Annotated in this window: 21 protein-coding genes; 8 read left to right on the plus strand and 13 right to left on the minus strand. The window is 65.3% G+C overall.

Annotation, left to right across the window (positions count from 1 at the left end):
- Positions 1-43: 43 nt before the first annotated feature.
- From Q4G14_RS02850 to Q4G14_RS02870, 5 genes are all read left to right on the plus strand, one after another.
- A complete protein-coding gene (locus Q4G14_RS02850; protein ID WP_303360209.1) occupies positions 44-1861 on the plus strand; it encodes a DUF294 nucleotidyltransferase-like domain-containing protein in 1818 nt (605 codons plus the stop codon).
- The gene (locus Q4G14_RS02855) at positions 1858-2364 is read left to right on the plus strand and encodes a hypothetical protein (protein WP_303360210.1); all 507 of its coding nucleotides are present in this window, start codon (positions 1858-1860) and stop codon (positions 2362-2364) included. Before Q4G14_RS02850 ends, Q4G14_RS02855 begins: the two co-directional genes overlap by 4 nt.
- Positions 2365-2373: 9 nt before the next feature.
- Positions 2374-2748: a response regulator transcription factor gene (locus Q4G14_RS02860; protein WP_303360211.1), complete on the plus strand. Its 375-nt coding sequence runs from the start codon at positions 2374-2376 to the stop codon at positions 2746-2748.
- On the plus strand, positions 2748-4727 hold the full coding sequence (locus tag Q4G14_RS02865; RefSeq protein ID WP_303360212.1) for a 3'-5' exonuclease: 1980 nt from the start codon (positions 2748-2750) through the stop codon (positions 4725-4727). Before Q4G14_RS02860 ends, Q4G14_RS02865 begins: the two co-directional genes overlap by 1 nt.
- A gap of 63 nt (positions 4728-4790) precedes the next feature.
- Positions 4791-6812, plus strand: coding sequence for a M3 family metallopeptidase (locus Q4G14_RS02870; protein WP_303360213.1), 2022 nt, complete (start codon positions 4791-4793; stop codon positions 6810-6812).
- Positions 6813-6924: 112 nt separating this feature from the next.
- Here Q4G14_RS02870 and Q4G14_RS02875 read toward each other — a convergent pair whose 3' ends face one another.
- From Q4G14_RS02875 to Q4G14_RS02915, 9 genes are all read right to left on the minus strand, one after another.
- Positions 6925-7185 carry a hypothetical protein gene (locus Q4G14_RS02875; protein WP_303360214.1) on the minus strand — a complete coding sequence of 87 codons (261 nt, stop codon included), beginning with the start codon at positions 7183-7185 and terminating at the stop codon, positions 6925-6927.
- A 60-nt stretch (positions 7186-7245) separates the two neighbouring features.
- Entirely contained in the window at positions 7246-7944 is a 699-nt protein-coding gene (locus Q4G14_RS02880; RefSeq protein ID WP_303360215.1) for a NapC/NirT family cytochrome c, read from the minus strand.
- 16 nt (positions 7945-7960) lie between these two features.
- Positions 7961-8401 (minus strand): nitrate reductase cytochrome c-type subunit, encoded by a 441-nt coding sequence (locus tag Q4G14_RS02885; RefSeq protein WP_303360216.1) that lies wholly within the window; start codon positions 8399-8401, stop codon positions 7961-7963.
- Between the two features lie 19 nt (positions 8402-8420).
- Positions 8421-9320 (minus strand): quinol dehydrogenase ferredoxin subunit NapH, encoded by a 900-nt coding sequence (gene napH, locus Q4G14_RS02890; RefSeq protein WP_303360217.1) that lies wholly within the window; start codon positions 9318-9320, stop codon positions 8421-8423.
- On the minus strand, positions 9317-10162 hold the full coding sequence (napG, locus tag Q4G14_RS02895) for a ferredoxin-type protein NapG (protein ID WP_303360218.1): 846 nt from the start codon (positions 10160-10162) through the stop codon (positions 9317-9319). Before napG ends, napH begins: the two co-directional genes overlap by 4 nt.
- A 30-nt stretch (positions 10163-10192) precedes the next feature.
- Positions 10193-12685, minus strand: coding sequence for a nitrate reductase catalytic subunit NapA (gene napA, locus Q4G14_RS02900; protein WP_303360219.1), 2493 nt, complete (start codon positions 12683-12685; stop codon positions 10193-10195).
- Positions 12682-12975, minus strand: coding sequence for a chaperone NapD (locus Q4G14_RS02905; protein WP_303360220.1), 294 nt, complete (start codon positions 12973-12975; stop codon positions 12682-12684). The genes napA and Q4G14_RS02905 overlap by 4 nt, the downstream gene beginning before the upstream one ends.
- Positions 12972-13484 (minus strand): ferredoxin-type protein NapF, encoded by a 513-nt coding sequence (gene napF, locus Q4G14_RS02910; RefSeq protein ID WP_303360221.1) that lies wholly within the window; start codon positions 13482-13484, stop codon positions 12972-12974. The genes Q4G14_RS02905 and napF overlap by 4 nt, the downstream gene beginning before the upstream one ends.
- 209 nt (positions 13485-13693) lie before the next feature.
- Complete coding sequence (locus Q4G14_RS02915) at positions 13694-14218, minus strand: SH3 domain-containing protein (RefSeq protein WP_303360293.1); 525 nt, start codon at positions 14216-14218, stop codon at positions 13694-13696.
- A gap of 198 nt (positions 14219-14416) precedes the next feature.
- Here Q4G14_RS02915 and Q4G14_RS02920 point away from each other — a divergent pair, with 198 nt between their 5' ends.
- The 3 genes from Q4G14_RS02920 to zapE all read left to right on the plus strand — a co-directional run bounded on the left by Q4G14_RS02920 (position 14417) and on the right by zapE (position 17312).
- Positions 14417-15424, plus strand: coding sequence for a D-glycerate dehydrogenase (locus tag Q4G14_RS02920; RefSeq protein ID WP_303360222.1), 1008 nt, complete (start codon positions 14417-14419; stop codon positions 15422-15424).
- A 98-nt stretch (positions 15425-15522) separates the two neighbouring features.
- A complete protein-coding gene (locus Q4G14_RS02925) occupies positions 15523-16134 on the plus strand; it encodes a DUF6778 family protein (RefSeq protein ID WP_303360223.1) in 612 nt (203 codons plus the stop codon).
- Positions 16135-16208: 74 nt separating this feature from the next.
- Positions 16209-17312: a cell division protein ZapE gene (gene zapE, locus Q4G14_RS02930; RefSeq protein WP_303360224.1), complete on the plus strand. Its 1104-nt coding sequence runs from the start codon at positions 16209-16211 to the stop codon at positions 17310-17312.
- Positions 17313-17460: 148 nt separating this feature from the next.
- On the opposite strand, the gene rpsD is transcribed toward zapE, so the two are convergent.
- The 4 genes from rpsD to Q4G14_RS02950 all read right to left on the minus strand — a co-directional run bounded on the left by rpsD (position 17461) and on the right by Q4G14_RS02950 (position 21873).
- Entirely contained in the window at positions 17461-18081 is a 621-nt protein-coding gene (rpsD, locus tag Q4G14_RS02935) for a 30S ribosomal protein S4 (protein ID WP_303360225.1), read from the minus strand.
- Between the two features lie 146 nt (positions 18082-18227).
- Positions 18228-19418: a multidrug effflux MFS transporter gene (locus Q4G14_RS02940; protein ID WP_303360226.1), complete on the minus strand. Its 1191-nt coding sequence runs from the start codon at positions 19416-19418 to the stop codon at positions 18228-18230.
- A gap of 335 nt (positions 19419-19753) precedes the next feature.
- Complete coding sequence (locus tag Q4G14_RS02945) at positions 19754-20374, minus strand: DsbA family oxidoreductase (RefSeq protein ID WP_303360227.1); 621 nt, start codon at positions 20372-20374, stop codon at positions 19754-19756.
- A complete protein-coding gene (locus tag Q4G14_RS02950) occupies positions 20371-21873 on the minus strand; it encodes a class I adenylate-forming enzyme family protein (protein WP_303360228.1) in 1503 nt (500 codons plus the stop codon). The genes Q4G14_RS02945 and Q4G14_RS02950 overlap by 4 nt, the downstream gene beginning before the upstream one ends.
- Positions 21874-21938: the final 65 nt, after the last annotated feature.

Consider the following 21938-nt stretch of genomic DNA (forward strand, 5'->3'; position numbering starts at 1 on the left):
CATCCGAAACGGGAACCGACCCGTGTTTGCGAAGGGGCAAGCGATGGAACAGATCACAGCCTTTATCGGAACGGTCCACCCCTATGACAGCCTGTCGCGGGACGAGCTGGCGCGCGTCGCCGGTTCCTTCAGCCGCAGGGATTATGCCGCCGGCGAACCGATTTATGCGCAGGGCGATCTGCTGCCCGGCCTGTATCTGATCGAAAGCGGGCAGATCGCCGTGACCGATGCAAATGGCGATTCCGTGTCGGAACTGGGGCCGCGCAACTCTTTTGGCGAACGCGGCCTGCTGCGTGACGGGGTGGCGGTGACGAATGCGACGGCGGCGACGGCCAGCACGGTTCTGATGCTGCCGCGCGACACGGTGCTGGAACTGATCGCCAGCACCCCGGCGGTGGCGCGGTTCTTTGACCGGGGCAAGGGGCCTGCCGATCGCGGCGCGCCGATTGCCACGCTGAAAGTGTCGGAACTGCTGGGTCAGGGCGAGGGCGGGCTGTCCTGTTCGCCCGATACCACGGTGGTTCAGGCGGCGCAGCAGATGCGCGATGCTCATGTCAGCAGCCTTGGCGTGACCGATGCGGGCGGGGCGCTGATCGGGATCGTCACGATCCGCGACATGTCGAACCGGGTGGTTGCCGACGGGATGGCGGGCGATACGCCGGTTCATGCGGTGATGACCGCCAATCCGATCACGCTGTCGCCCGCGTCGCTGGGCTATGACGTGCTGAACCTGATGCTGGAACGGCGCATCGGGCATCTGCCGGTGGTGGAAAGCGGCCGCTTTGTCGGGATGATTACCCAGACCGATCTGATGCGGGTGCAGGCGGTGTCGGCCTCGGTCCTGATCCGCGAGGTAGCGGATGCCCGCAACGTGGCCGAGATGGCTTCGGTCACGCGGCGCATCCCCGAATTGCTGCTGTCGCTGGTCGCCAGCCATCAGCGGCACGAAGTCATCACCCGGATGATAACCGACATCGCCGATGCGGTGACGCGCCGCCTGCTGCGGCTGGCCGAAGACCGGCTTGGCCCGCCGCCCGCCGCCTGGCTGTGGGCGGCCTGCGGGTCGCAGGGGCGGCAGGAACAGACCGGCGTTTCGGATCAGGATAATTGCCTGATTCTGGCCGAGGGGGCCGATGCCGATGATCCCTATTTCGCCGAACTGGCGCGGATCGTCAGCGACGGGTTGCATGAATGCGGCTATGTCTATTGCCCCGGCGATATGATGGCCACGAACCCGCGCTGGCGTCAGCCCTTGCCGGTGTGGCGCAGCTATTTCCGCGGCTGGATCGACAAGCCCTCGCCCGAGGCGCAGATGCTGGCCTCGGTCATGTTCGATCTGCGCGCCATCGGCGGCGATGCCAGCCTGCTGGACGGGCTGCACACGGAAACGCTGGATATGGCGGCGCGCAACTCGATCTTTGTGGCGCATATGGTGTCGAACTCGCTGAAACATCGCCCGCCGCTGGGGCTGATCGGCGGCTTTGCCACCGTCCGGTCCGGCGAGCATCGCAACGAAATCGACATGAAGATGAACGGCGTCGTGCCGATTACCGATCTGGCGCGGGTCTATGCCTTGCAGGGGCGGCTGACGGCGGTGAACACCCGCGCCCGGCTGGAGGCCGCGACCGAATCCGGGGTGGTGTCGCAGACCGGCGGGCGCGATCTGATCGCGGCCTATGACCTGATCCAGACCATGCGGCTGGAAGGGCAGGCGGCCGAGGTGCGCGCGGGCAAAAAGCCCGACAACTATCTGGCCCCGGCGGCGCTGCCCGATTTCGAACGCAGCCATCTGCGCGATGCCTTTGTGGTGGTGCGCGGGATGCAATCGGCCATTGGCCACGGCAAGGGGATGCTGGGATGAACAGTGCGGCTGACGGCATTGCCGCCGATATTCTGGGCGTGATCGGAATCGCCATCGGCACGGCGGCGCTGCTGTTTGCACTGATGCACGGGCTGCGCAAGGCCGGGGTCGATCTGCCGCGCTGGCTGCTGCCCGCCGGGATCGGCGCGGCGATGATCCTGTATTCCGTCTGGAACGATTACGCCTGGTATGGCCGCATGGTGGACCGTTTGCCGCCCGAAAGCGAAGTTCTGGTCAGCGGCAAGACCAGCTTTCCCTGGGCGCCGTGGTCCTATGTGGTGCCGATGACGGTGCGCTATGCGACGCTGGACCGGGGCAGCGTGACCACCGGCGATGATGGCGTGCGCCACGCGCAGATCACGCTGATCGAACGGCGCGGGCCGGGATATGTCATCCGGCAGGATTTCGATTGCGCGGGCGGGCGGATGCGTCTGCCGCAGGGGGAATGGCAGGCGGCTGCGCCGGAAGACCCGGCTTTTGCCGCCGTATGCAAGGGGGGATAGGGAAAAACCATGGCGCGCATCATGGTGATCGAGGATGAGGATAACATCGCCATCGCGCTGGATTATCTGCTCAGCCGCGAGGGGTATGACCATTCCCGGCTGGCGACCGGGGCGGGCGCGGTCGATGCCATCCGTGCCGAACGCCCCGATCTGGTGCTGCTGGATGTGATGCTGCCCGAGGTCTCGGGCTATCAGATCGTGCAGGATTTGCGGGCCGATCCCGATCTGAAATCGGTGCGGGTGCTGATGATGACCGCGCGCGGGTCGGTGGTGGAACGGCGCAAGGGGCTGGCGCTTGGGGCCGACGGGTTCATCGCCAAACCGTTCGAGCTGTCAGAACTGCGCGCCGAAATGACCCGGCTGCTGGAACAGGGGGCCGCCTGATGCTGACGCGCCTGTCGCTGCGGCTGCGCGTTCTGCTGATCTTTCTGGGCCTGTCGGCGGGCGTTGCGGCGATGTTTGCCCTTGGGCTGATGCTGGCCGGGAGGCGGCTGGCCGAGGCCAACCTTGGTTATCTGGGGCAAAAGGTGCCGGGGGCCTCGGCGGCGCTGACGGCGGCGGGCGTGGTTGGCGTCTTTGGCGCGGCGGTGCTGATCGTCGGGGTCTGGTATCTGTTCGATCGCAACGTCGCCAAGCCGATCGAAGCTCTGGCCGGGGGCCTTCGCACCGGCGCCGCCCCCGATCTTGAGGATTCGCGCTATCTGGCCGATCTTGGCCCCGCCGCCCGCGATGCCGCCGAGGCGCGCGCCCAACAGGCCGAGCGGCTGGCGGCGGCGATTCAGGAACATGCCTCTGATCTGGCACGCGAAAAGACCACGCTCGAGGCGATCCTGTCCGATTTCGGCGCGGGCGCGCTGATGACCGATGCCGCCGGGCGGGTGCTGTTCTATAACGCATCGGCGGCGCGGCTGCTGCCCGGTCTGGGGCTGGATCGCCCGCTGGACCGCTTTGTCCGCTCGGGCGCGGTCGATGCGGCGCGGGCGCGGCTGGCGGCGGGGGCCGAGGCGACCGATCTGACCTGCATCACCACGCGGGGCGACAGCCTGACCGGGCGGATGCGGGCGCTGGACGGGGCGATGCTGCTGATCCTGCGCGACCGTCCTGCCGACCGGCCCTTGTCGCGTTCGGCGCTGGAATCGCTGCGGCGGCATTCGGCGACCTTGGTGCCGATGCTGGAATCGCTGGACGGGCCGATCCCGCCCGCTCTGGCCAGTGCCTTGCGGGCCGAAGGGCAGGGGCTGGCCCGTGCCATGCGCGATCTGTCGCAAGCCATGGCCGAGGCGGCCCCGGTGGCGCGTGCCTCGCTGCGGGAACTGGCCACCGGGCTGGATCTGGCGGATGACACCCCCGCCGTCGATTTTCTGGCCGACGCCGGGGCGATGAATGCGCTGCTGGTGATGCTGAACGACCGCCTGCGGGCCGAGGGGCATGATCCGCGCCTGACTGTCGAACCCGGCGAAACCGGCGCGGACGAAGCGTATCTGGTGCTGCATTGGCAAGGCAAGGCGCTGCCGATGGACCGGCTGGAGGCGTGGCTGGAAACGCCACCCGACCCCGACCTGCCCGAACGCACCGGCGCGGAAATGCTGTCGGCGCAGGGCACCGGCATCTGGGCCGAGGCGCTGAACGGCGATGGCCGCCTGATCCTGCCCCTGCCGGTGGCGCGGGCCGGAGGTGGCGGCGGCGGGCTGACCTATGACTTTGCGCTGGCCGGGCGCGGGGCGGCATCAACCCGGCTGGCGGATCTGACCTGCGTTGTGTTCGATACCGAAACCACCGGCCTGTCGCCCTCTGACCGCATCGTGCAGATCGCCGGGGTGCGGATCGCGCGCGGGCGCCTGACCGGCGAACGCTTTGATACGCTGGTCAATCCGGGCCGCGCGATCCCGCCCGCTTCGACTGCGGTGCATCACGTCACCGATGAAATGGTGGCCGATGCCCCCGATATGACGGCGGCGCTGAACGCCTTTCACCACTTTGCCGAAGGCGCGGTGCTGGTGGCGCATAATGCGCCGTTCGACATGGGCTTTCTGCGGTCGGCGGCACCGGAAACCGGCGCGCATTTCGACAACCGCGTGCTGGATACGGTGCTGCTGTCGGCAATGGTTTACGGGCAATCGGCGGTGCATACGCTGGACGCGCTGACCGACCGGCTGGGCATCGTCATTCCACCCGAAGACCGCCACACAGCCATGGGCGACACGGTGGCCACCGCTCAGGCATTTCTGCGCCTGATCGAAGCCCTGTCCGCCAAGGGGCTGGACCGGTTCGAGGATGTGCTGGAAGAGGCCAGGAAACACCGCCGCCTGATCGAGGATGCCAATATCATCGCGCATCCAGCGATGGAGCGTGACAAGGCGTAACCGCTGGTTGCACCGGCGCAGAGGCGGCGCTAGCCTGTGCCTTTCGCTGGCAAGAGGTGTGCGATGAACCGAGAACTGGTGCAATGGTCCGGCCCTCAGGGGCTGCCGCGTTTCGACCTGATCGCGGATGGTGATTTCGCCGCCGTGGTCGATGCCGAACTGGCCGCTGCCCAGGCCGCGCACGAGGCCATCGCCACCAATCCCGCCCCGCCGGATTTCGTCAATACGATGGCCGCGATGGAGCGGGCCGAGGATGGGCTGAACCGTGTGCTGGCGGTTTTCTACACGCTGGCGGGCGTCGATTCGAACCCCGCGCGCGAGGCATTGCAGCGCGATCTTGCCCCCAAACTGGCCGCCTATGGCAGCAGGATCAGCATGGATGCGCGGCTGTATCAGCGGGTGCAGGCGGTGGCCGATGCGGGTGGCCTGTCGCCCGAGGATGCGCGGCTGGTCGATCTTGGCCTGCGCGGGTTCCGCCGCTCGGGCGCGGGGCTGCAAGGCGCGGCGCGCGACCGCATGGCCGCGATCCGCAGCCGGCTGGCCGTGCTGACGACGCAGTTTTCGCAAAACGTGCTGACGGATGAACGGGATTACATCTTGCCCGTGCCGGATGCCGGGCTGGCGGGCTTGCCCGACTGGCTGCTGCGGTCAATGGCGGCGGCGGCGCGCGAACGCGGGCTGGATGGCCATGTCGTCACGCTGTCGCGGTCTCTGATTGTGCCGTTTCTGGAATATGCAACCGACCGCGCGCTGCGGGAAACAGCCTTCCGCGCATGGGTGGCGCGTGGGTCGGGGCAGGGCGCGGGCGGCGCGGATACCGATAACGGCGCGATTGTGGCCGAAATTCTGGCGCTGCGCCACGAACGCGCGCAACTGCTGGGCTATGACGATTTCGCGGCCTACAAGCTGGAACCGGAAATGGCCGGGTCGGCGGGCCGGGTGCGCGATCTGCTGATGCAGGTCTGGCACCCCGCCCGCGTCCGCGCCGAACAGGATCAGGCCGCGCTGACGGACATGCTGCACGCCGATGGCGTCAACGGCGCGTTAGAACCGTGGGACTGGCGCCACTATGCCGAACGCCGCCGCCGCGCCGATCACGATCTGGATGAGGCCGAGATCAAGCCCTATCTGACGCTGGACGCAATGCTGGGGGCCGTGTTCGACACCGCCAACCGCCTGTTCGGGCTGGAGTTTCAGCCGTTTGACGCCCCCTTGTGGGATAAATCGGCACGGGCATGGCGGGTGATGCGCGACGGGCAGCTGATGGCGGTGTTCATCGGCGACTATTATGCCCGGCCCGGCAAGCGGTCGGGCGCATGGTGCTCGGCCATGCAGATGCAGCACAAGATGGACGACGGCCAGCGGCCCATCGTGGTAAACGTCTGCAACTTTACTCCGCCCGCCAGCGACGGCGCGCCCGCCTTTCTGTCGTGGGACGATGCCAAGACGCTGTTCCACGAATTCGGCCATGCAACCCACCATATCCTGTCGGATGTGACCTGGCCTTCGCTGGCGGGAACCTCGGTCGCGCGTGACTTTGTGGAACTGCCCAGCCAGCTTTACGAACATTGGCTGGATCAGCCGCAGGTGCTGCAAGCCCACGCCCGGCATTTTGAAACCGGCGCGCCGATGCCCGATGCGCTGCGACAGCGCATTCTGGATGCCGACCGCGCCGGGCAGGGCTTTGCCTCGATGGAGTATCTGCAATCCGCGCTGGTCGATCTGGATTTCCACAGCGGCCCCCCGACAGATGATCCGATGGCGCGTCAGGCGCAATTGCTGGCCGAGCTGGACGCGCCGCCCGCCATCCCCATGCGCCACGCCACGCCGCATTTCAGCCATGTATTTTCGGGCGACGGCTATTCTGCCGGATATTACAGCTATCTGTGGTCCGAGGTGATGGACGCCGACGCCTTTGCCGCATTCGAGGAAACCGGCGATGTGTTCGATCCGGCGACGGCCAAACGTCTGGAAGACACGATCCTGTCACGCGGCGGATCAGCCCCGGCCGAAGACCTGTGGCTGGCCTTTCGCGGCAAGATGCCGGGCGTTGAACCCCTGCTGCGCGGGCGCGGTCTGATCTGAAACCAAGGCGCGCCCGGCTTCCTGTTTGTGATAAATACGCAAAGAAACGGCGGGCCGACCTGCCCGCCGATACCAGGGCCGCCGCTGTTTCCCGCCCGGAAACGCCCCGGTTTCAGATCGTCGCGCCCTTGTGACGCAGCGCGCAGCCCATCAGGCCAAAGACGATGCCGACGGCGATGGCGATGCTCATTTCATAGGTGAACAGAACCGTCCGGTCGGTGAAAAGAAAGGTCTGGATCACGCCGACCACGGCCCCGGCCAGCGCGGCAATGATCCAGTTGCGGGTCATCATGCCAAAGGCAAAGCCAAGGATACCCGGAAAGCCGATGACATTGCTGCCCAGAGTGCCAAGAAAATCAAGAAAGCTGAGCATCTCAAAGCCCTTTCCTGTTGGCAGACCGCTGCGGTCGCCCCGCATGGTCCGCATAAGCGGTTAATGCGAGGCGGTGCTGATCCAGGATTCGACCGCGGCGACATCGCTGCCGGATGCGGCAATCACGCCCTGTTCGGTCAGTTCGTTGACAACGCGGCGGTATTCCTCTTGCGAGCCGGGTGCCAGCCTGTGCGCGATGCCCTGATGGCAGTCGATGCAGGTCATGTTTTCGTCGATGGCGCGCTGGTGTGAATCGCCTGCGCGGCGTTCCTGCATGGTGAAATCCATGTAATCAAAGGCATGGCAGTTGCGGCATTCGCGGCTGTCGGATGCCTTCATCTTGCGCCATACGGCGGATGCCATGGCCAGACGATGTTCCTCGTATTTTTCGGGGGTGGAAATGGTGCCGGCCACTTCGTGATAGACGTCCTTGACCGCCATGATCTTGGCCTTGATCTTGTGGCTCCACTCATGCGGGACGTGGCAATCCGAACAGATCGCGCGCGCGCCGGAACGGTTGTTATAGTGGATGGTGTCCCGGTATTCGCCCAGGTTCACCTCCATCGTGTGACACGAGGTGCAGAATTCCTCGGTGTTGGTCATTTCCAGCGACCAGTGGAATCCGCCCCAGAACAGGATGCCGCCGATAAAGCCCGCTATCAGCAAAAAGCCGACGCTGAGAACCGAAGTCGGGCTGAAAAAACCGTCCCACAGTCTGCGCAGAAAGCTGCGCCGGGGTGCGCCATTGGGTTCAGACATGGGAAACCTCTGCCTTTCAGTTGCCGGTGGACGGCTGGAATACGTTGCGCACCAGATCGGGCGCGTTCACCTGCGGAACGTGGCAGGCGTTGCAGAACCAGCGCGTGCCGGGGATCTGGTCCAGCTGATTGCCTTCGCGGTCCTGATAATGCGTCATCGACAGCGTGGGCGCGCCACGTTCGCCGGCATTGGTCCAGTCGTGGCAGGCAAGGCACTGGTTGGTGCGCATGTCGATCTGATACTGGTCGATGGTATGGGGCACCAGCGGCGGCTGCTGACGATAATTGCGCGACATCCGCCCTTCCATCTGGCGGTGAGTTTCGTCGGCAGGCAGCACCTGCTGAACATCGGCGCCGCGCAGGGTGCGAACCTCGCCCGAGGATTGGGCGGTCGCCAGACCCGTCAGGGACAGCAGCAGGGCGGTTGCGGAAATTCCGGCAAGGACCACGGGCTTCATCTTGGTTCTCCGTTGCATATCAGGCGGCTTTTGGGGCGGGGGCATCGGCCGTTGGGCTGACGCGGTGATCGAAACGATGGGTGAAGTTAAAGACATTGACCGAACAGACGTCGATGCAGCGTCCGCAATTGGTGCAGTCGGGCGACAGGATCAGCGGCGAGTCATCGCCCTTGCCGCGCAGCGCGGGCGAGATCACCTGATTTTCCGGGCAGACGGCAAAGCAATCCATGCAATCGTCGCAGGCCACGCGGTTGCGGGCGCTGACGCGCAACAGGCTTTTGCTGCCGACAAGGCTGTAAAACGCGCCGACGGGGCAGATATGGCCGCACCAGCCGCGCCGCGATACCAGCAGATCGAACAGGAACACGGCGGCGACCATGGCCCAGACAAAGCCCATGCCAAACACCAGCCCGCGATGCAGCATGGTCACGGGGTTCACGATTTCCCATGCGATAGCGCCCGTCAGCGCAGAGACCGCCAGCACCGTGCCAAGCAGCCAGAACCGCGTGCTGCGCTTGGGTTGCCAGCCTTTTTGCAGGCCAAGCCGGTCGTGCAGCCAATGCGCCGCATCCGTCACCGGGTTGATCGGGCAGACCCATGAACAATAAACCCGCCCGCCGATCAGCGCATAGGCCGCCAGCACGATCACCCCGCCGACCAGCGCGGTCAGTTCGGGCCAATGCCCCGCGACGATGGCTTGCAGCAGGATCAGCGGGTCGGTCAGCGGCAGCACGTCCAGCGTGCGCGACCCGGCCAGATTGCCCGCGACCCACCAGATGCCGAACCACGGCCCCAGCAGGAACAGCAGCAAAAAGAACGCCTGGCTGATCCGCCGCAGGATCAGAAAGCGATGCGCGCCGATCCAGCCTTTCGCCTCGATCGCTTCGGCGCCGACGGGGGCTTTGGTGGCCGGTTTCATTGGCCACCTCCGCCCGGCAGTTGAAAGCTGGGCACAAACGCGCCGCCGTCCACGGGGTTCAGCGCCGGGTCCAGCGAGGGCAGCGCGGGTGCGCCTTCGGGCAGGCGGGCAGGCAGGCCGCGAATACCCTCGACCACGGGGCCGCCAAGGCGTTCCTGTTCTTCCCAGCCTTTCAGGTAATGTTCCGCCGAAGATCCGCGCGCCAGCCGGACCGGCAGCACCTTGATCGCGGCTTCGGGCAGGACGCAGGCTTTTTCGCAGACGCCGCAGCCGGTGCAATGGTCGGCATGGACGGTGGGGGCAAAGATCGCGTGATGCCCCGAACGCGGGTTATGCGACATTTCCAGCGTGATCGCCTTGTCGATGACCGGGCAGACGCGATAGCAGACATCACAGCGAAGCCCCAGAAAGTTCAGGCAATTTTCCTGATCGACCAGAACGGCGGTGCCCATGCGGGCGTCGTCGATATTGGTCAGCGCCGGGTCAAGCGCGCCGGTGGGGCAGGCGACGACGCAGGGGATGTCGTCGCACATCTCGCACGGGACATCGCGGGCGGTGAAATAAGGGGTGCCGGTGGCGGGGCCGTCGCTGCCCAGTTCGGCCAGCTTCAGCGTGTCATAGGGGCAGTCGCGCACGCACAGCCCGCAGCGGATGCAGGCGGCCAGAAAGTCACGCTCGGCCAATGCGCCGGGGGGGCGCAGCGCTTCGGCGGGCAGGGCGCGGGCATCGCGCGCCAGCCACGCCAGCCCGGCCCCCGCCACCAGACAGCCGCCCGCCATCCGCGCGGTGTCCATCAGGAACCGGCGGCGGTCGGGGTGGGCTTGCTTGGCGGCGGGTCGCATGGCTGGCGTCTTTCAATGGCTGGCCACGGATCAGGCGCGTTCGACCTTGCAGGCGCATTTCTTGAAGTCTGTCTCTTTCGACAGAGGACAAGTCGCGTCCAGCGTCAGCATGTTGATAAGCTGGCTTTCGTCAAAGAACGGCACGAACACCAGCCCGCGCGGCGGTTTGTTCCGCCCCCGCGTTTCCAGACGGCTGAGCATTTCCCCGCGCGGAGACGAGATGCGGATGTCCTGCCCGCGACGCAGGCCACGGTCGGCGGCATCGTCGGGGTGCATGAACACGACTGCCGACGGGAAGGCCCGGTGCAGTTCCGGCACACGCCGCGTCATCGAGCCGGAATGCCAGTGTTCCAGCACCCGCCCGGTGCACAGCCACAGGTCGAATTCTTCGTTCGGTTCCTCGGCCGCGGGTTCGTAGGGGGCAAAGATCAGCTTGGCCTTTTTGTCGGGGTAGCCATAGAACTGCACGCCCGAGCCGGCCTCGACATAGGGGTCATAGCCTTCGCGGAAACGATACAGCGTTTCCTGACCATCCACGACCGGCCAACGCAGACCGCGCGCCTGATGGTAGGTTTCAAAGGGCGCCAGATCATGCGCATGGCCACGACCGAACTGGGCGTATTCCTCGAACAGGCCCTTTTGCACATAAAAGCCGAAATCCGCGCTTTCCTGGTTGTCAAAGCCCTCGGCCACCTCGGTCACGGGGTATTTGTTCACGGTGCCATTGGCGAACAGCACCTCGAACAGCGTCTTGCCGGCCAGTTCGGGTTTCTTGGCGATCAGATCGGCGGGCCAGACCTCTTCGACGGTGAAGCGTTTGGAAAACTCCATCACCTGCCACACGTCCGAGCGCGCCTCGCCCGGAGCCGAAACCTGCTGGCGCCAGAACTGGGTGCGGCGTTCGGCGTTGCCATAGGCGCCCTCTTTTTCCACCCACATGGCGGTGGGCAGGATCAGGTCGGCGGTCATGGTGGTGACGGTCGGGTAGGGGTCCGACACGACGATGAAGTTGTCCGGGTTGCGATAGCCGGGCAGACCTTCCTCGTTCATGTTGGCGGCGGCCTGCATGTTGTTGGTGCATTGCACCCAATAGGCGTTCAGCACCCCGTCTTTCAGCTTGCGATGCTGTTCGACGGCGTGGAAACCTGGCTTTTCCGGGATCGTGCCTTCGGGGAGCTGCCACAGTTCTTCGGTATGGCGGCGGTGTTCGGGGTTGGTCACGACCATATCGGCGGGCAGACGGTGCGAGAACGTCCCCACCTCGCGCGCGGTGCCGCAGGCCGAGGGCTGGCCGGTCAGCGAGAAGGGCGAGTTGCCCGGCTCGGAAATCTTGCCGGTCAGCAGGTGGACGTTATAGCACAGCGAGTTCACCCACGATCCGCGCGTATGCTGGTTAAAGCCCATGGTCCACAGCGACATGACCTTGCGGTTCGGGTCGGCATATTGCTGGGCCAGACGTTCCAACTGATGCGCAGGCACGCCGGACAGTTCGGCGACCTTATCGACAGTATATTCCGCCACGGATGCGGCATATTCGTCGAAATCAATCGGCGTCATCGTGCCGTCATTGGGATTCGCCGCCTCTTGTTGCAGCGGCACCTCGTCGCGCAGGCCATAACCGATGTCGGTCGCGGTCTTCATCAGGTTGACGTGGTTGTTCAGGAAATCCCAGTTCACCGCGTCGTTCTGGATGATGTAATTGGCGATATAGTTCAGGATCGCCAGGTCGGTCTGCGGTTTGAACACCATACCGTTATCGGCCAGTTCGAACGAACGGTGTTCATAGGTAGACAGCACATGCACCTGCGCGCCCGGCTTGGTCAGGCGGGTGTCGGTCAGACGCGACCACAGGATCGGGTGCATCTCGGCCATGTTGCTGCCCCACAGGACAAAGGTATCCGCCGCCTCGAAATCGTCATAGCAGCCCATCGGTTCGTCGATGCCAAAGCTGCGCATGAAGCCGACCACGGCAGAGGCCATGCAGTGCCGCGCATTCGGGTCAAGGTTGTTGCTGCGGAAGCCCGCCTTCATCAGTTTCGATGCGGCGTAACCTTCCCAGATGGTCCACTGGCCGGAACCGAACATGCCGACCGCTTCGGGGCCTTTGGTGCTCAGCGCCTGTTTCCATTTTTCGGCCATAATGTCAAAGGCTTCGTCCCAGCTGACCGGGGTGAAATCGCCGTTCTTGTCATAGACGCCATTGCGCTTGCGCAGCAGCGGCATGGTCAGCCGGTCCTGACCATACATGATCTTGGACAGGAAATAGCCCTTGATGCAGTTCAGGCCACGGTTCACCGGCGCATCCGGGTCGCCCTGCGTGGCGACGACGCGGCCATCCTTGGTGCCGACCAGCACCGAACAGCCGGTGCCGCAGAACCGGCAGGGCGCCTTGTCCCAGCGGATGTCGGGGGTGCGCACCTGCGCCATGGCCGGGCCGGTCGCCAGCGGAATACCAGCCGCTGCGGCGGTGCTGGCGGCGGCGGTTGCCTTGATGAACGTGCGGCGGGATTGCGAGATGGTCATGCGTCGGTCCTCTGGCTTTCGGGGGCTGGCGTCGGCGCAGCCTTAGCTTGAGCTTGGGTCAGGTCTTCGAAATGGTGATAATTCAGGGTCAGCGACAAAACGCCCGGCACCTGATGGACGGCCATAATGATGTCAGAGGCGCGTTTGTCGGCCGTATCCTCGACCACCACGACCAGACGGCCATCATCGCTGGCGCCATGAATTTCCACGCCATTCATGGCCGCAATTTCGGCTTTGGCCGAATCGATCAGGCGCGGGGCGACATGGACAAGGCAGCCACAGATATTCATGCTGAAACAGTGTCCTTTTCAGGCTGGTGGCGAATAAAGCTGATAGCCAGACTTGGACAGATGCTAGAGCAAGCGCCGCAGCCCGTGCATTGACCGAAGTCAATTACAGGAAAAGAACGCCCGCCGGTTTGCAGCCGAAAGCGGATGGCCAGCGGATCGCAGCTATCCTCGCAGGCGCGGCAATAGACGCCTTGCGCCGACAGGCAGGCATCCGAAACCGTCGCGCGCCACGGCCAGTCCAGCGGTTGTTCGGGGTCAAGCGCGCCGGTTTCGCAGGCATCGGCGCAGGCGCGGCAAAAGGTGCAGGCGTCGCGGCGGAAATCGACCACGGGCCGCCGGTCATCGTCGGGCACAATGATCGCCTGCGGGCAGGCCCGTGCGCAATCGCCGCAGCCCGAACATAAATCCGCCATCCCGGCCACCGCCCATGGCGGGCGCATCGCGTCATCATCCAGCCGCTGAAAACGACCTCTCAGGAAATTGCGACGGGCGGATGGCGTGGCTGACATTGGCTGCGCGACCGGATATATGGATTGCCCTATATTATAGCAAAACCATTCCGTTGACGAGGGTGTGCGCAGAATAAATGGATGTGTTTAGATAAACATATCGAATTACCGCTGAAACAAAGATCAGCCGCAGCCCTGATGGCGGCTGCAAACAGACCGTATTCAAGCCGGATGTCGCCCGGCGGCCCTATAGGGCGGTCGGCTGCCGGTCAGTCGCGCACCTCGTCCGGGTCCACGCCCCAGATGTTGGCCTTGCTGATCCAGCCACGCTGGCCGCCGCCGGTGACGCGGCACCAGTCGGGGTTGCATTCACCCAGGCGGACGATGGCCCCCGCCTCGGCCCGCGCGACGACCTCGGCGTTTTCGTCGGGGCGGGAATGCAGCGCGGCCATGTCGGTTTCGATCAGCGCCGTGCGCACGCCCGACAACAGCGCGTAATGCACCCAGCCGCCGGCGCCGTCACGATCCTCGACCCGGCGCCAGTGACCGAATTCGGCCACCACGCGCAGCGGCATCCCGGCATGGCGGAACACCCAGTCGATGCGATGCGACAGGCTGGGGCCGCGCCGGGCGTTCCCCTCGGACCCTTTCAGGCTGACATAGCGCGGCAGCGGCAGGTTCGTGACCGCCCCCCGGTCGGGCGCGGCATTGCGCGAGATCTGCGCATCGGCACTGACCGCCTGCGCCAGAACCAGCGGCTGTGCCGCATCCTCGGCCCAGACCATCGTTCCCATCACCGCAAATCCGATTGCGGCCAGCCCGGCCATCAGCCCTGTGCGCATCTTTTTCCTGTCCTTCTTGCGACGATCTGCCGCGATCCTGCCCGCCCCTTGTGCCGGGGGTCTTGTGCCTTTGGCTTAACGCGGGCAGTTTGCCAAAAGCTGCTGCGCTTGAAAAGGGTGCGGCCCGCCCGTCCACCAGAAAGTGAGGTCATGATGATCGCCTCTGCCCCCAGTTCCCGCCCCCGGCTGAAGGTCGCCGTCACCCGTCGTCTGCCCGAAGCGGTGGAAACCCGGATGAAGGAACTGTTCGACGTTTCCCTGCGCCCCGACGACAGCCGGATGTCGCGCGACGAACTGGTTGCCGCGATGCGCGACAGCGACGTGCTGGTGCCCACGATCACCGACCGGATCGACGCCAATATGCTGGCCCAAGGCGGCGAGCGGCTGAAACTGATCGCCAACTATGGCGCGGGGGTGGATCATATCGACGTGGCCAGCGCACGTCAGCGCGGCGTGCTGGTGTCGAACACCCCCGGCGTCGTGACCGAGGACACCGCCGACATGACCATGGCGCTGATTCTGGCCGTCACCCGCCGCATCCCCGAAGGGCTGGCCGAAATGCAGGCTGGCCGCTGGAAGGGCTGGTCGCCGGTCTCGCATCTTGGCGGCCGGGTTGGCGGGCGCAGGCTGGGCATTCTGGGCATGGGCCGCATCGGGCAGGCCGTCGCGCGCCGGGCCAATGCCTTTGGGATGCAGGTGCATTACCACAACCGCAAGCGCCTGCGCTCCGAAACCGAGGCGGAATTGCAGGCGACCTATTGGGAAAGCCTTGACCAGATGCTGGCGCGGATGGACATCATCAGCATCAACGCTCCGCATACCCCCAGCACCTTTCACCTGCTGAACGCCCGGCGGCTGAAACTGCTGAAGCCCTCGGCGGTGATCGTCAACACCTCGCGCGGCGAGGTGATCGACGAAAACGCGCTGACCCGGATGCTGCGCGCAGGCGAAATCGCCGGGGCAGGGCTGGATGTGTTCGAACACGGGCATGAAATCAACCCTCGCCTGCGCGAACTGCCCAACGTGGTGCTGCTGCCGCATATGGGGTCGGCCACGGTCGAGGGGCGGGCCGAAATGGGCGAAAAGGTCATCATCAACATCAAGACCTTTGCCGATGGCCACCGTCCTCCGGATCTGGTCGTGCCGGGAATGATGTAACCGCCTGATATGCGCTAACGTCTTGTGCATATTGATCTTATGTGGTTTTCCTGATCGGGCAAACGCCCGGATCAGGGCGACCAGAAAGGAATATGCCAATGCTGAAACCTGTTGCCCTTGCCCTTGCCCTGACGCTGGGTGTTGCTGGCTGCGCCCATAACAGTTGGGAAACCCAATATGAACAACTGAACCCGGTGACGACAGCCAACTGGCGGGTCGCCGATGTTCGCGTCAGCGCGCCGCAGACCCTGACCACGACCGAGGTCAACAGCTATGTCCCTGATGCCGATGTCGTGTGGCACGGCGATCCGCAGGGCGATCGCCGGGCGCAGGCCGCCGCCATCGTGGCGCAGGGGATTCGCGATGGCGCTTCGGGGCTGCGCGGCGCTCGGCCGGTGGTCATCAACGCGACCATCAGCCAGTTCCACGCGCTGACCCCCAAGGCCCGCGGGATGGAAGGCAATGTCGGCGTTCACGACATCCGCTATACCGTCACCGTGACCGACGCCCGCACCGGCGAAACGCTGGCCCCCGCGCAGGACATCCGCGCCGACAAGGCGGCGCTGGTCGGCTCTGCCGCAGCCGATGCCGATGCGCGCGGCTTTACCCAAAAGGTTGAAATCACCCAGCATCTGGCCGCTGTGACCCGCCATTGGCTGGGCCTGCCTGCCACCGATCCGCGCGGCGCCTTTAACCGCACCGGCCGCTGATCCGAACGGGCAGGGGCGGGCCAGATGCTGATCCGCCCTTGCACCCCTCTGGCCGCCTGTGGCATCGGCAAAACATGAGCCGCGTTTCCGATCTTTACCGCCAGCGTATCGCCCAGGGCCGCATCACCGCCGACCCGGCCCAAGCTGCCGTTCTGCCACAGCTCGACCGCGTGGTGGATGCCGCCAGCAAGGCTCCGCCACCACCCGCCGCTGCCAGCGGCTGGCGCAGTTGGCTGGGTCGCGCCCCGGCCGCTGCACCCACCGCCGCCAAGGGGCTGTATCTGTGGGGCGGCGTAGGGCGTGGCAAATCCATGCTGATGGATCTGATCGTCGATGCCGCCGATACCGTCACCAAACGCCGCGTACATTTCCACGAATTCATGCAGGAAATCCACACAGGGCTGAACGAAGCCCGCAAAAACGGCGAATCCGATGCCGTGCGCCCGGTCGCGACCAGGGTCGCCGCCGAAACGCGCCTGCTGTGCTTTGACGAAATGCAGATCACCGACATCGCCGATGCGATGATCGTGGGGCGGCTGTTCCAGATCCTGTTCGAGCAGGGCGTGACCATCGTCACCACCTCGAACCGCGTGCCCGAGGATCTGTATAAGCACGGCCTGAACCGCCAGCTTTTCCTGCCCTTCATCACCCTGATCCGCGACAGGATGGAGGTGGTCGAACTGGTCAGCGAAAACGACTGGCGGCAGGGCCGCGTCGGCGGCGGACAGGTCTGGTTCGCGCCGGTGAACGCGCAGGCCACCACTGAAATGGATGAAATCTGGAACGACCTGACCGGCCACGCCGAAGGCCAGCCGCTGATCCTGCCGGTGCAGGGCCGTCAGGTGGAACTGCCCGCCCATGCCGACGGGGTGGCGCGGGCAGGCTTCTGGGATCTCTGCGGCAAACCGCTTGGCCCCGCCGATTACCTTGCCATCGCCGCCGCGCTCGACGTGCTGATGATCGACGCCATCCCGCGCCTTGGCCAGTCGAACTATAACGAGGCGAAACGCTTCGTCACCCTGATCGACACGCTCTACGAAGCCCGCGTCCGCCTGATCGCCAGTGCCGCCGACGAACCCGAACGCCTGTATATCGAAGGCGAGGGCAGCTTTGAATTTGAACGCACAGCCAGCCGCCTGCGGGAAATGCAGGATGCCAACTGGGGCAAACCGGCCTGACGCACCGGCCTCATCTTTGGTCTGAAAATATCCTCAGGGGGTGAATTGGCCGTCAGGCCAAGAGGGGGCGCGAGCGCCCCCTTTGCAACCGCGCCAAATAAAAAGGCCGCCCCATAAGGGACGGCCCGCAAAACGCGATCCAGAGGGATCAGTTTTTCGCGTAATATTCGACGACCAGGTTCGGCTCCATCACCACGGCGAAGGGCACATCGCCCAGGGCGGGGGTGCGCACGAAGGTGGCGGTCAGCTTGTTGGTGTCAACGTCCAGATAATCCGGCACGTCACGCTCGCCCGAGGCGACGGCTTCCAGCACCAGCGCCATCTGGCGCGAGCGCTCGCGCACGGACACAACGTCGCCTTCCTTGACGCGATAGGACGCGATGTTCACTTTCTTGCCGTTCACCTCGACATGGCCGTGGTTCACGAACTGACGGGCGGCAAAGATGGTCGGCACGAATTTCGCGCGATAGACCACGGCGTCCAGACGACGCTCCAGCAGGCCGATCAGGTTTTCGCCGGTGTCACCGCGCACACGCTCGGCCTCGGCATAGATGCGGCGGAACTGTTTTTCGGTCAGGTCGCCGTAATGACCCTTCAGCTTTTGCTTGGCGCGCAGCTGGGTGCCGAAATCCGACAGTTTGTTCTTGCGGCGCTGACCGTGCTGGCCGGGGCCGTATTCGCGGCGGTTCACCGGGGATTTGGCGCGGCCCCAGATGTTTTCGCCCATGCGGCGGTCGATTTTGTATTTGGCAGCGGTGCGTTTGGTCATCGCTGATCTCCTTCATTGCGGTTACAGAAGGGCGTTGTCCTTTCCCTTGGCCGCAGGGGCCGCAGGCGACAGGCATCCCCTTGCGGGGGCCGCCAACACCAAAGAAGCCGCGCTTATAGCTGCGTCAGCCGCGCTGTCAACCGCGATCAGTCATGCAGGCGGCGCATCAGGATCAGCGCCAGCGTCGAGCAGATCAGCGTGGCCGCCACAACCGGCAGCGGCGTGCCGTCATACAGCAGCCCGACCGGCGCGGCGATCGCGACCGAGGCCAGCGTCGAAACCGCCGCCACGATCGAGGCCGCCATCCCCGCGATATGCCCCATCCGCTGCAAGGCCAGTGCGTTCAGGTTGCCGAACGTCACCCCCGCCATAAAGAACACGCTGACCGCCCAGGCAAAGAACAGCGGAAAGGTCAGCCCGCCCGACAGCAGCAGAATCAGCGCCAGCAGCGATGACCCGATCTGCATCGCATAGGCCCATGTCGCGATCCGCCGCATCCCGTAACGCATGACAAAGCGCGCGTTCAGGATCGTGCCCGACCCCGCCAGCAGCGCCATGGCCGCGAACCACATCGGAAACTGATCGCCTTTGCCATAGGTCTCGCCGAACAGTTGCTGCGCCGAACTGAGCAGGCCGAACATTTGCGCAAACCCCAGCGTCAGAACGACGGTGCACAGCATCACCTGCCGGTCGGTCAGCACCTCGCGCGCGCCAGCCACCAGTGTTTTCAGCCGCAAGGGGCGGCGCTGCGCGGGGGGCAGGGTCTCGGGCTGGCGGATGTTCAGCCACAGGCTGCCGATCAGCGCGAACAGCACAAAGGCGCCGAACACGCCATGCCAGCCCGCCAGCCAGATGATCCCCTGACCAAGCGCCGGGGCCATCGCCGGGATGATGATGAAGATCATCATCACGAAAGACGAAATCCGCGCCATTTCACGCCCTTCATACAGGTCGCGCACCAGCGCCAGCCCGACGATGCGCGGGGCAGCCGCGCCCAGACCCTGAATGAACCGCGCGGCCAGCAATGCCTCTAGCGAGTTGGCAAAGATCGCCGCAATCGCCGCCGCCGCATAGATCGCGAACCCCAGCGTCATGGCGCGCTTGCGGCCGATGGCGTCCGAAATCGGCCCGGCGAACAGCGTGCCAAGCCCCATCCCGCCGACGAAAGCGGTCAGGATCAGTTGCGCGCGGTTGATGTTATCGGGCGTCACCGCCTGCGCGATCTCGGGCAGGGCGGGCAGCATCGCGTCGATGGAAAAGGCGACGGTGGCAAACAGAAAAGCCAGCATCGCAATGAATTCAGGCAGCGGCAGGCGCGGCGTCGGGGCTTGGGTCATGTCGGGATCTTTCGCGTCATCATTCGCGTTGTGGCCCCGGACTTGAGCCGATTGCGACCAAGTTTCAAGGGGCAGATGGTTTTTGCGGTAACAAATTGAAAAAGTCAGGGATTTTTGGCGCTCTGAAAAAGGATCATTCCATACGATTTGCCCTTTGCGCTGACCCTTGCTGCGCGCTGCTTTTGCCCATGCCGATCTGGCCGAAATGCCCGCCATCGCGCGCGAAGGGCATTTCTGCCGTGTTACCCTGTCGGGCGAAAGCCTGCATGTGTTCATCTTCAGCCAAAAGGGCGACCAGCCGTTGCAGGGTGTCGTCGAATATCCGCTGGATTCGGTCAGACTTCCTGACCAAGGTCGTCGATCACCCGCAGCCACAGATCGGCGGGCTGCGCCCCCGCGACCGCGTGCTGATCGGCGACGATAAAGGTCGGAACCGAGGAAATGCCCCGCTCGCGCGCGTGGGCTTCGCGCGCGGCCACGGTGTCGCGGTCGGCGTCGGATGCCAGCAGGCGGGCGATCAGGTCGCGGTTCATTCCGGCATCGGCGGCGATTTCGGCCAGCACGCCAGGGTCGCCGATGTCGCGCGCCTGTTCCCAATGGGCGCGCAGCAGCCCCGACATGACGGCGGATTGCGCGCCCTCGACCCCGGCCCAGTGCATCAGCCGGTGGGCGTCGGTCGTGTCGGGTTCGCGCGGCGAGGGGTTCAGGTGCAGCCCGATGTCGGCGGCGCGGGCGGCCATCGGGGCCTCGATCTCGGCCACGCGGTCGCCGAATTTGGCGCGCAGGTAATCGGCCCGGTCCATGCCGCCGCGCGGCATCTGCGGGTTCAGCCGGAACGGGTGATAGGCGATGCTGAACGGATGATCCGGGCGGCTGTCCAGCGCGCGCGACAGCTCGGCCAGCCCGATCCAGCACCACGGGCACACCGGGTCAGCAAAAATATCAAGACGGATCATGGGGTTTCTTTCGACAGTTGAGGCCAGTTCTCGCGCAGGGCGCGGCGGTTGATCTTGCCGGTCGGGGTGCGCGGCAGCGCCGGAATGCCGACAAAGGCGCGCGGCTGTTTGTAGCGCGCCAGCCCGGTTTCGGCCAGAGCGCGCAGCTCGCCTTCGGTCGCCGGGCCGGTCCAGAAGGCGGCGATAAAGCTGGACCCCGAAGGCGTGGCAATTTCCGCCGCCGCCACATCGCCCGCGCCGGGATGGGTGGCCAGAAGCTCTTCAACCTCGGCGGGGGCGACGCGATAGCCGCCGGCGTTCATGATGTCATCGGCGCGCCCGTCCAGCGTGATGGCACCATCCGGGCCGATCACCGCCTGATCGCCGGTCAGAAACCAGTCGCCACGAAATTTCGACGCCGTTTCATCGGGTTGCCCAAGGTATCCCAGAAACAGCCCCGGATCGTCGCGCCGCACCGCCAGCGCACCGGCCTGACCGGGCGGCAGAGGCGTGCCGTCATCCCCCAGCACCGCGACATGACGGCCCGGCTGCGGATAGCCCGCGGTGCCCGTCGGGGCCGGGCGCGCCGGGCTGCCCGACAGAAAGGTGGAACATTCCGACATGCCCATGGCTTCGTGCAGGTCGGTGCCGGTGCGATTGGCCCATGCAAGGCGCAGCGCCGGGGCCAGCCGCTCGCCCGCGGCCAGCCCGTGACGCAGATCGGGCCATGCGGACCAGTCGGCGCGCAACATGCGCCGGAACACGCCGGGCGCTGCGGCCAGAATGCTGGCCCCATGCCGCCGCGCCAGCAGCGGGATCTGTTCCAGCGCCACGCCCTGCGCCGGGATCAGCGCGGTGGCGCCTATCGTCCACGGGTCCATCAGGCCGGTGCCCAGCGTAAAGGTCCAGTTAAAGGCTCCGGCGTGCAGCAGCCGGTCGGCCGGGCGCAGCCCATACCAGCCCTCGAACATCATCTGCCGCGCCAGAATTGCACGATGCGCATGGGCAACGGCGCGCGGCTGGCCGGACGAACCCGAGGTGTAAACGATATAAGCCAGCCGATTCGGGTCGCCTTGTGCGAAATCGGCAGGGGGCAGGGTGGCGAATTGGGTGATCTGTGATTCGTGCAGCACTGGCAGATCGCGTTCAGGCAGCGCCACGCCGTCGCCCATCACCACCATTGCCGGGGCGATCTGATCGGCGATCCGCGTCACCTCGCGCATGGTCAGCATGGCCGAGGTCGGCACGGGCACGATCCCGGCGGCAATCGCGCCCAGATAGACCACGGGAAAGGCGGGCGTGTTGCCAAGCCGCATCAGCAGCCGGTCCCCCGGCACCAGCCCCGCGCTGAGCAGGCCGGTGGCGCAGCCCAGCACAGCGGCCCGCAACCGCCCGTGCGACCAGCGATCCGCGCGCGTGGGGCCGATCACCGACATGGCCAGCTTATCTGGGCAGTCCAGCCCCGCCCGCAGCACATATTCAGCCAAATTCAGGGGGTTATGCCGGTCGATGTCTTTCATCCGATGATGCCCGAAACAGGGGTTCCCAAATGAAAAACGGCCCGCAAACGCAGGCCGTTCCCGTT

The sequence above is a fragment of the Paracoccus sp. (in: a-proteobacteria) genome (genome assembly GCF_030538755.1).
Taxonomy (GTDB): domain Bacteria; phylum Pseudomonadota; class Alphaproteobacteria; order Rhodobacterales; family Rhodobacteraceae; genus Paracoccus.

What these genes read in the sequence shown, in the direction of transcription:
- Q4G14_RS02850 (WP_303360209.1), top strand. Translation starts at nt 44, where the DNA reads ATGGAACAGATCACAGCCTTTATCGGAACGGTCCACCCCTATGACAGC.
- Q4G14_RS02855 (WP_303360210.1), top strand. Translation starts at nt 1,858, where the DNA reads ATGAACAGTGCGGCTGACGGCATTGCCGCCGATATTCTGGGCGTGATC.
- Q4G14_RS02860 (WP_303360211.1), top strand. Translation starts at nt 2,374, where the DNA reads ATGGCGCGCATCATGGTGATCGAGGATGAGGATAACATCGCCATCGCG.
- Q4G14_RS02865 (WP_303360212.1), top strand. Translation starts at nt 2,748, where the DNA reads ATGCTGACGCGCCTGTCGCTGCGGCTGCGCGTTCTGCTGATCTTTCTG.
- Q4G14_RS02870 (WP_303360213.1), top strand. Translation starts at nt 4,791, where the DNA reads ATGAACCGAGAACTGGTGCAATGGTCCGGCCCTCAGGGGCTGCCGCGT.
- Q4G14_RS02875 (WP_303360214.1), bottom strand. Translation starts at nt 7,185, where the DNA reads ATGCTCAGCTTTCTTGATTTTCTTGGCACTCTGGGCAGCAATGTCATC.
- Q4G14_RS02880 (WP_303360215.1), bottom strand. Translation starts at nt 7,944, where the DNA reads ATGTCTGAACCCAATGGCGCACCCCGGCGCAGCTTTCTGCGCAGACTG.
- Q4G14_RS02885 (WP_303360216.1), bottom strand. Translation starts at nt 8,401, where the DNA reads ATGAAGCCCGTGGTCCTTGCCGGAATTTCCGCAACCGCCCTGCTGCTG.
- napH (WP_303360217.1), bottom strand. Translation starts at nt 9,320, where the DNA reads ATGAAACCGGCCACCAAAGCCCCCGTCGGCGCCGAAGCGATCGAGGCG.
- napG (WP_303360218.1), bottom strand. Translation starts at nt 10,162, where the DNA reads ATGCGACCCGCCGCCAAGCAAGCCCACCCCGACCGCCGCCGGTTCCTG.
- napA (WP_303360219.1), bottom strand. Translation starts at nt 12,685, where the DNA reads ATGACCATCTCGCAATCCCGCCGCACGTTCATCAAGGCAACCGCCGCC.
- Q4G14_RS02905 (WP_303360220.1), bottom strand. Translation starts at nt 12,975, where the DNA reads ATGAATATCTGTGGCTGCCTTGTCCATGTCGCCCCGCGCCTGATCGAT.
- napF (WP_303360221.1), bottom strand. Translation starts at nt 13,484, where the DNA reads ATGTCAGCCACGCCATCCGCCCGTCGCAATTTCCTGAGAGGTCGTTTT.
- Q4G14_RS02915 (WP_303360293.1), bottom strand. Translation starts at nt 14,218, where the DNA reads ATGGGAACGATGGTCTGGGCCGAGGATGCGGCACAGCCGCTGGTTCTG.
- Q4G14_RS02920 (WP_303360222.1), top strand. Translation starts at nt 14,417, where the DNA reads ATGATGATCGCCTCTGCCCCCAGTTCCCGCCCCCGGCTGAAGGTCGCC.
- Q4G14_RS02925 (WP_303360223.1), top strand. Translation starts at nt 15,523, where the DNA reads ATGCTGAAACCTGTTGCCCTTGCCCTTGCCCTGACGCTGGGTGTTGCT.
- zapE (WP_303360224.1), top strand. Translation starts at nt 16,209, where the DNA reads ATGAGCCGCGTTTCCGATCTTTACCGCCAGCGTATCGCCCAGGGCCGC.
- rpsD (WP_303360225.1), bottom strand. Translation starts at nt 18,081, where the DNA reads ATGACCAAACGCACCGCTGCCAAATACAAAATCGACCGCCGCATGGGC.
- Q4G14_RS02940 (WP_303360226.1), bottom strand. Translation starts at nt 19,418, where the DNA reads ATGACCCAAGCCCCGACGCCGCGCCTGCCGCTGCCTGAATTCATTGCG.
- Q4G14_RS02945 (WP_303360227.1), bottom strand. Translation starts at nt 20,374, where the DNA reads ATGATCCGTCTTGATATTTTTGCTGACCCGGTGTGCCCGTGGTGCTGG.
- Q4G14_RS02950 (WP_303360228.1), bottom strand. Translation starts at nt 21,873, where the DNA reads ATGAAAGACATCGACCGGCATAACCCCCTGAATTTGGCTGAATATGTG.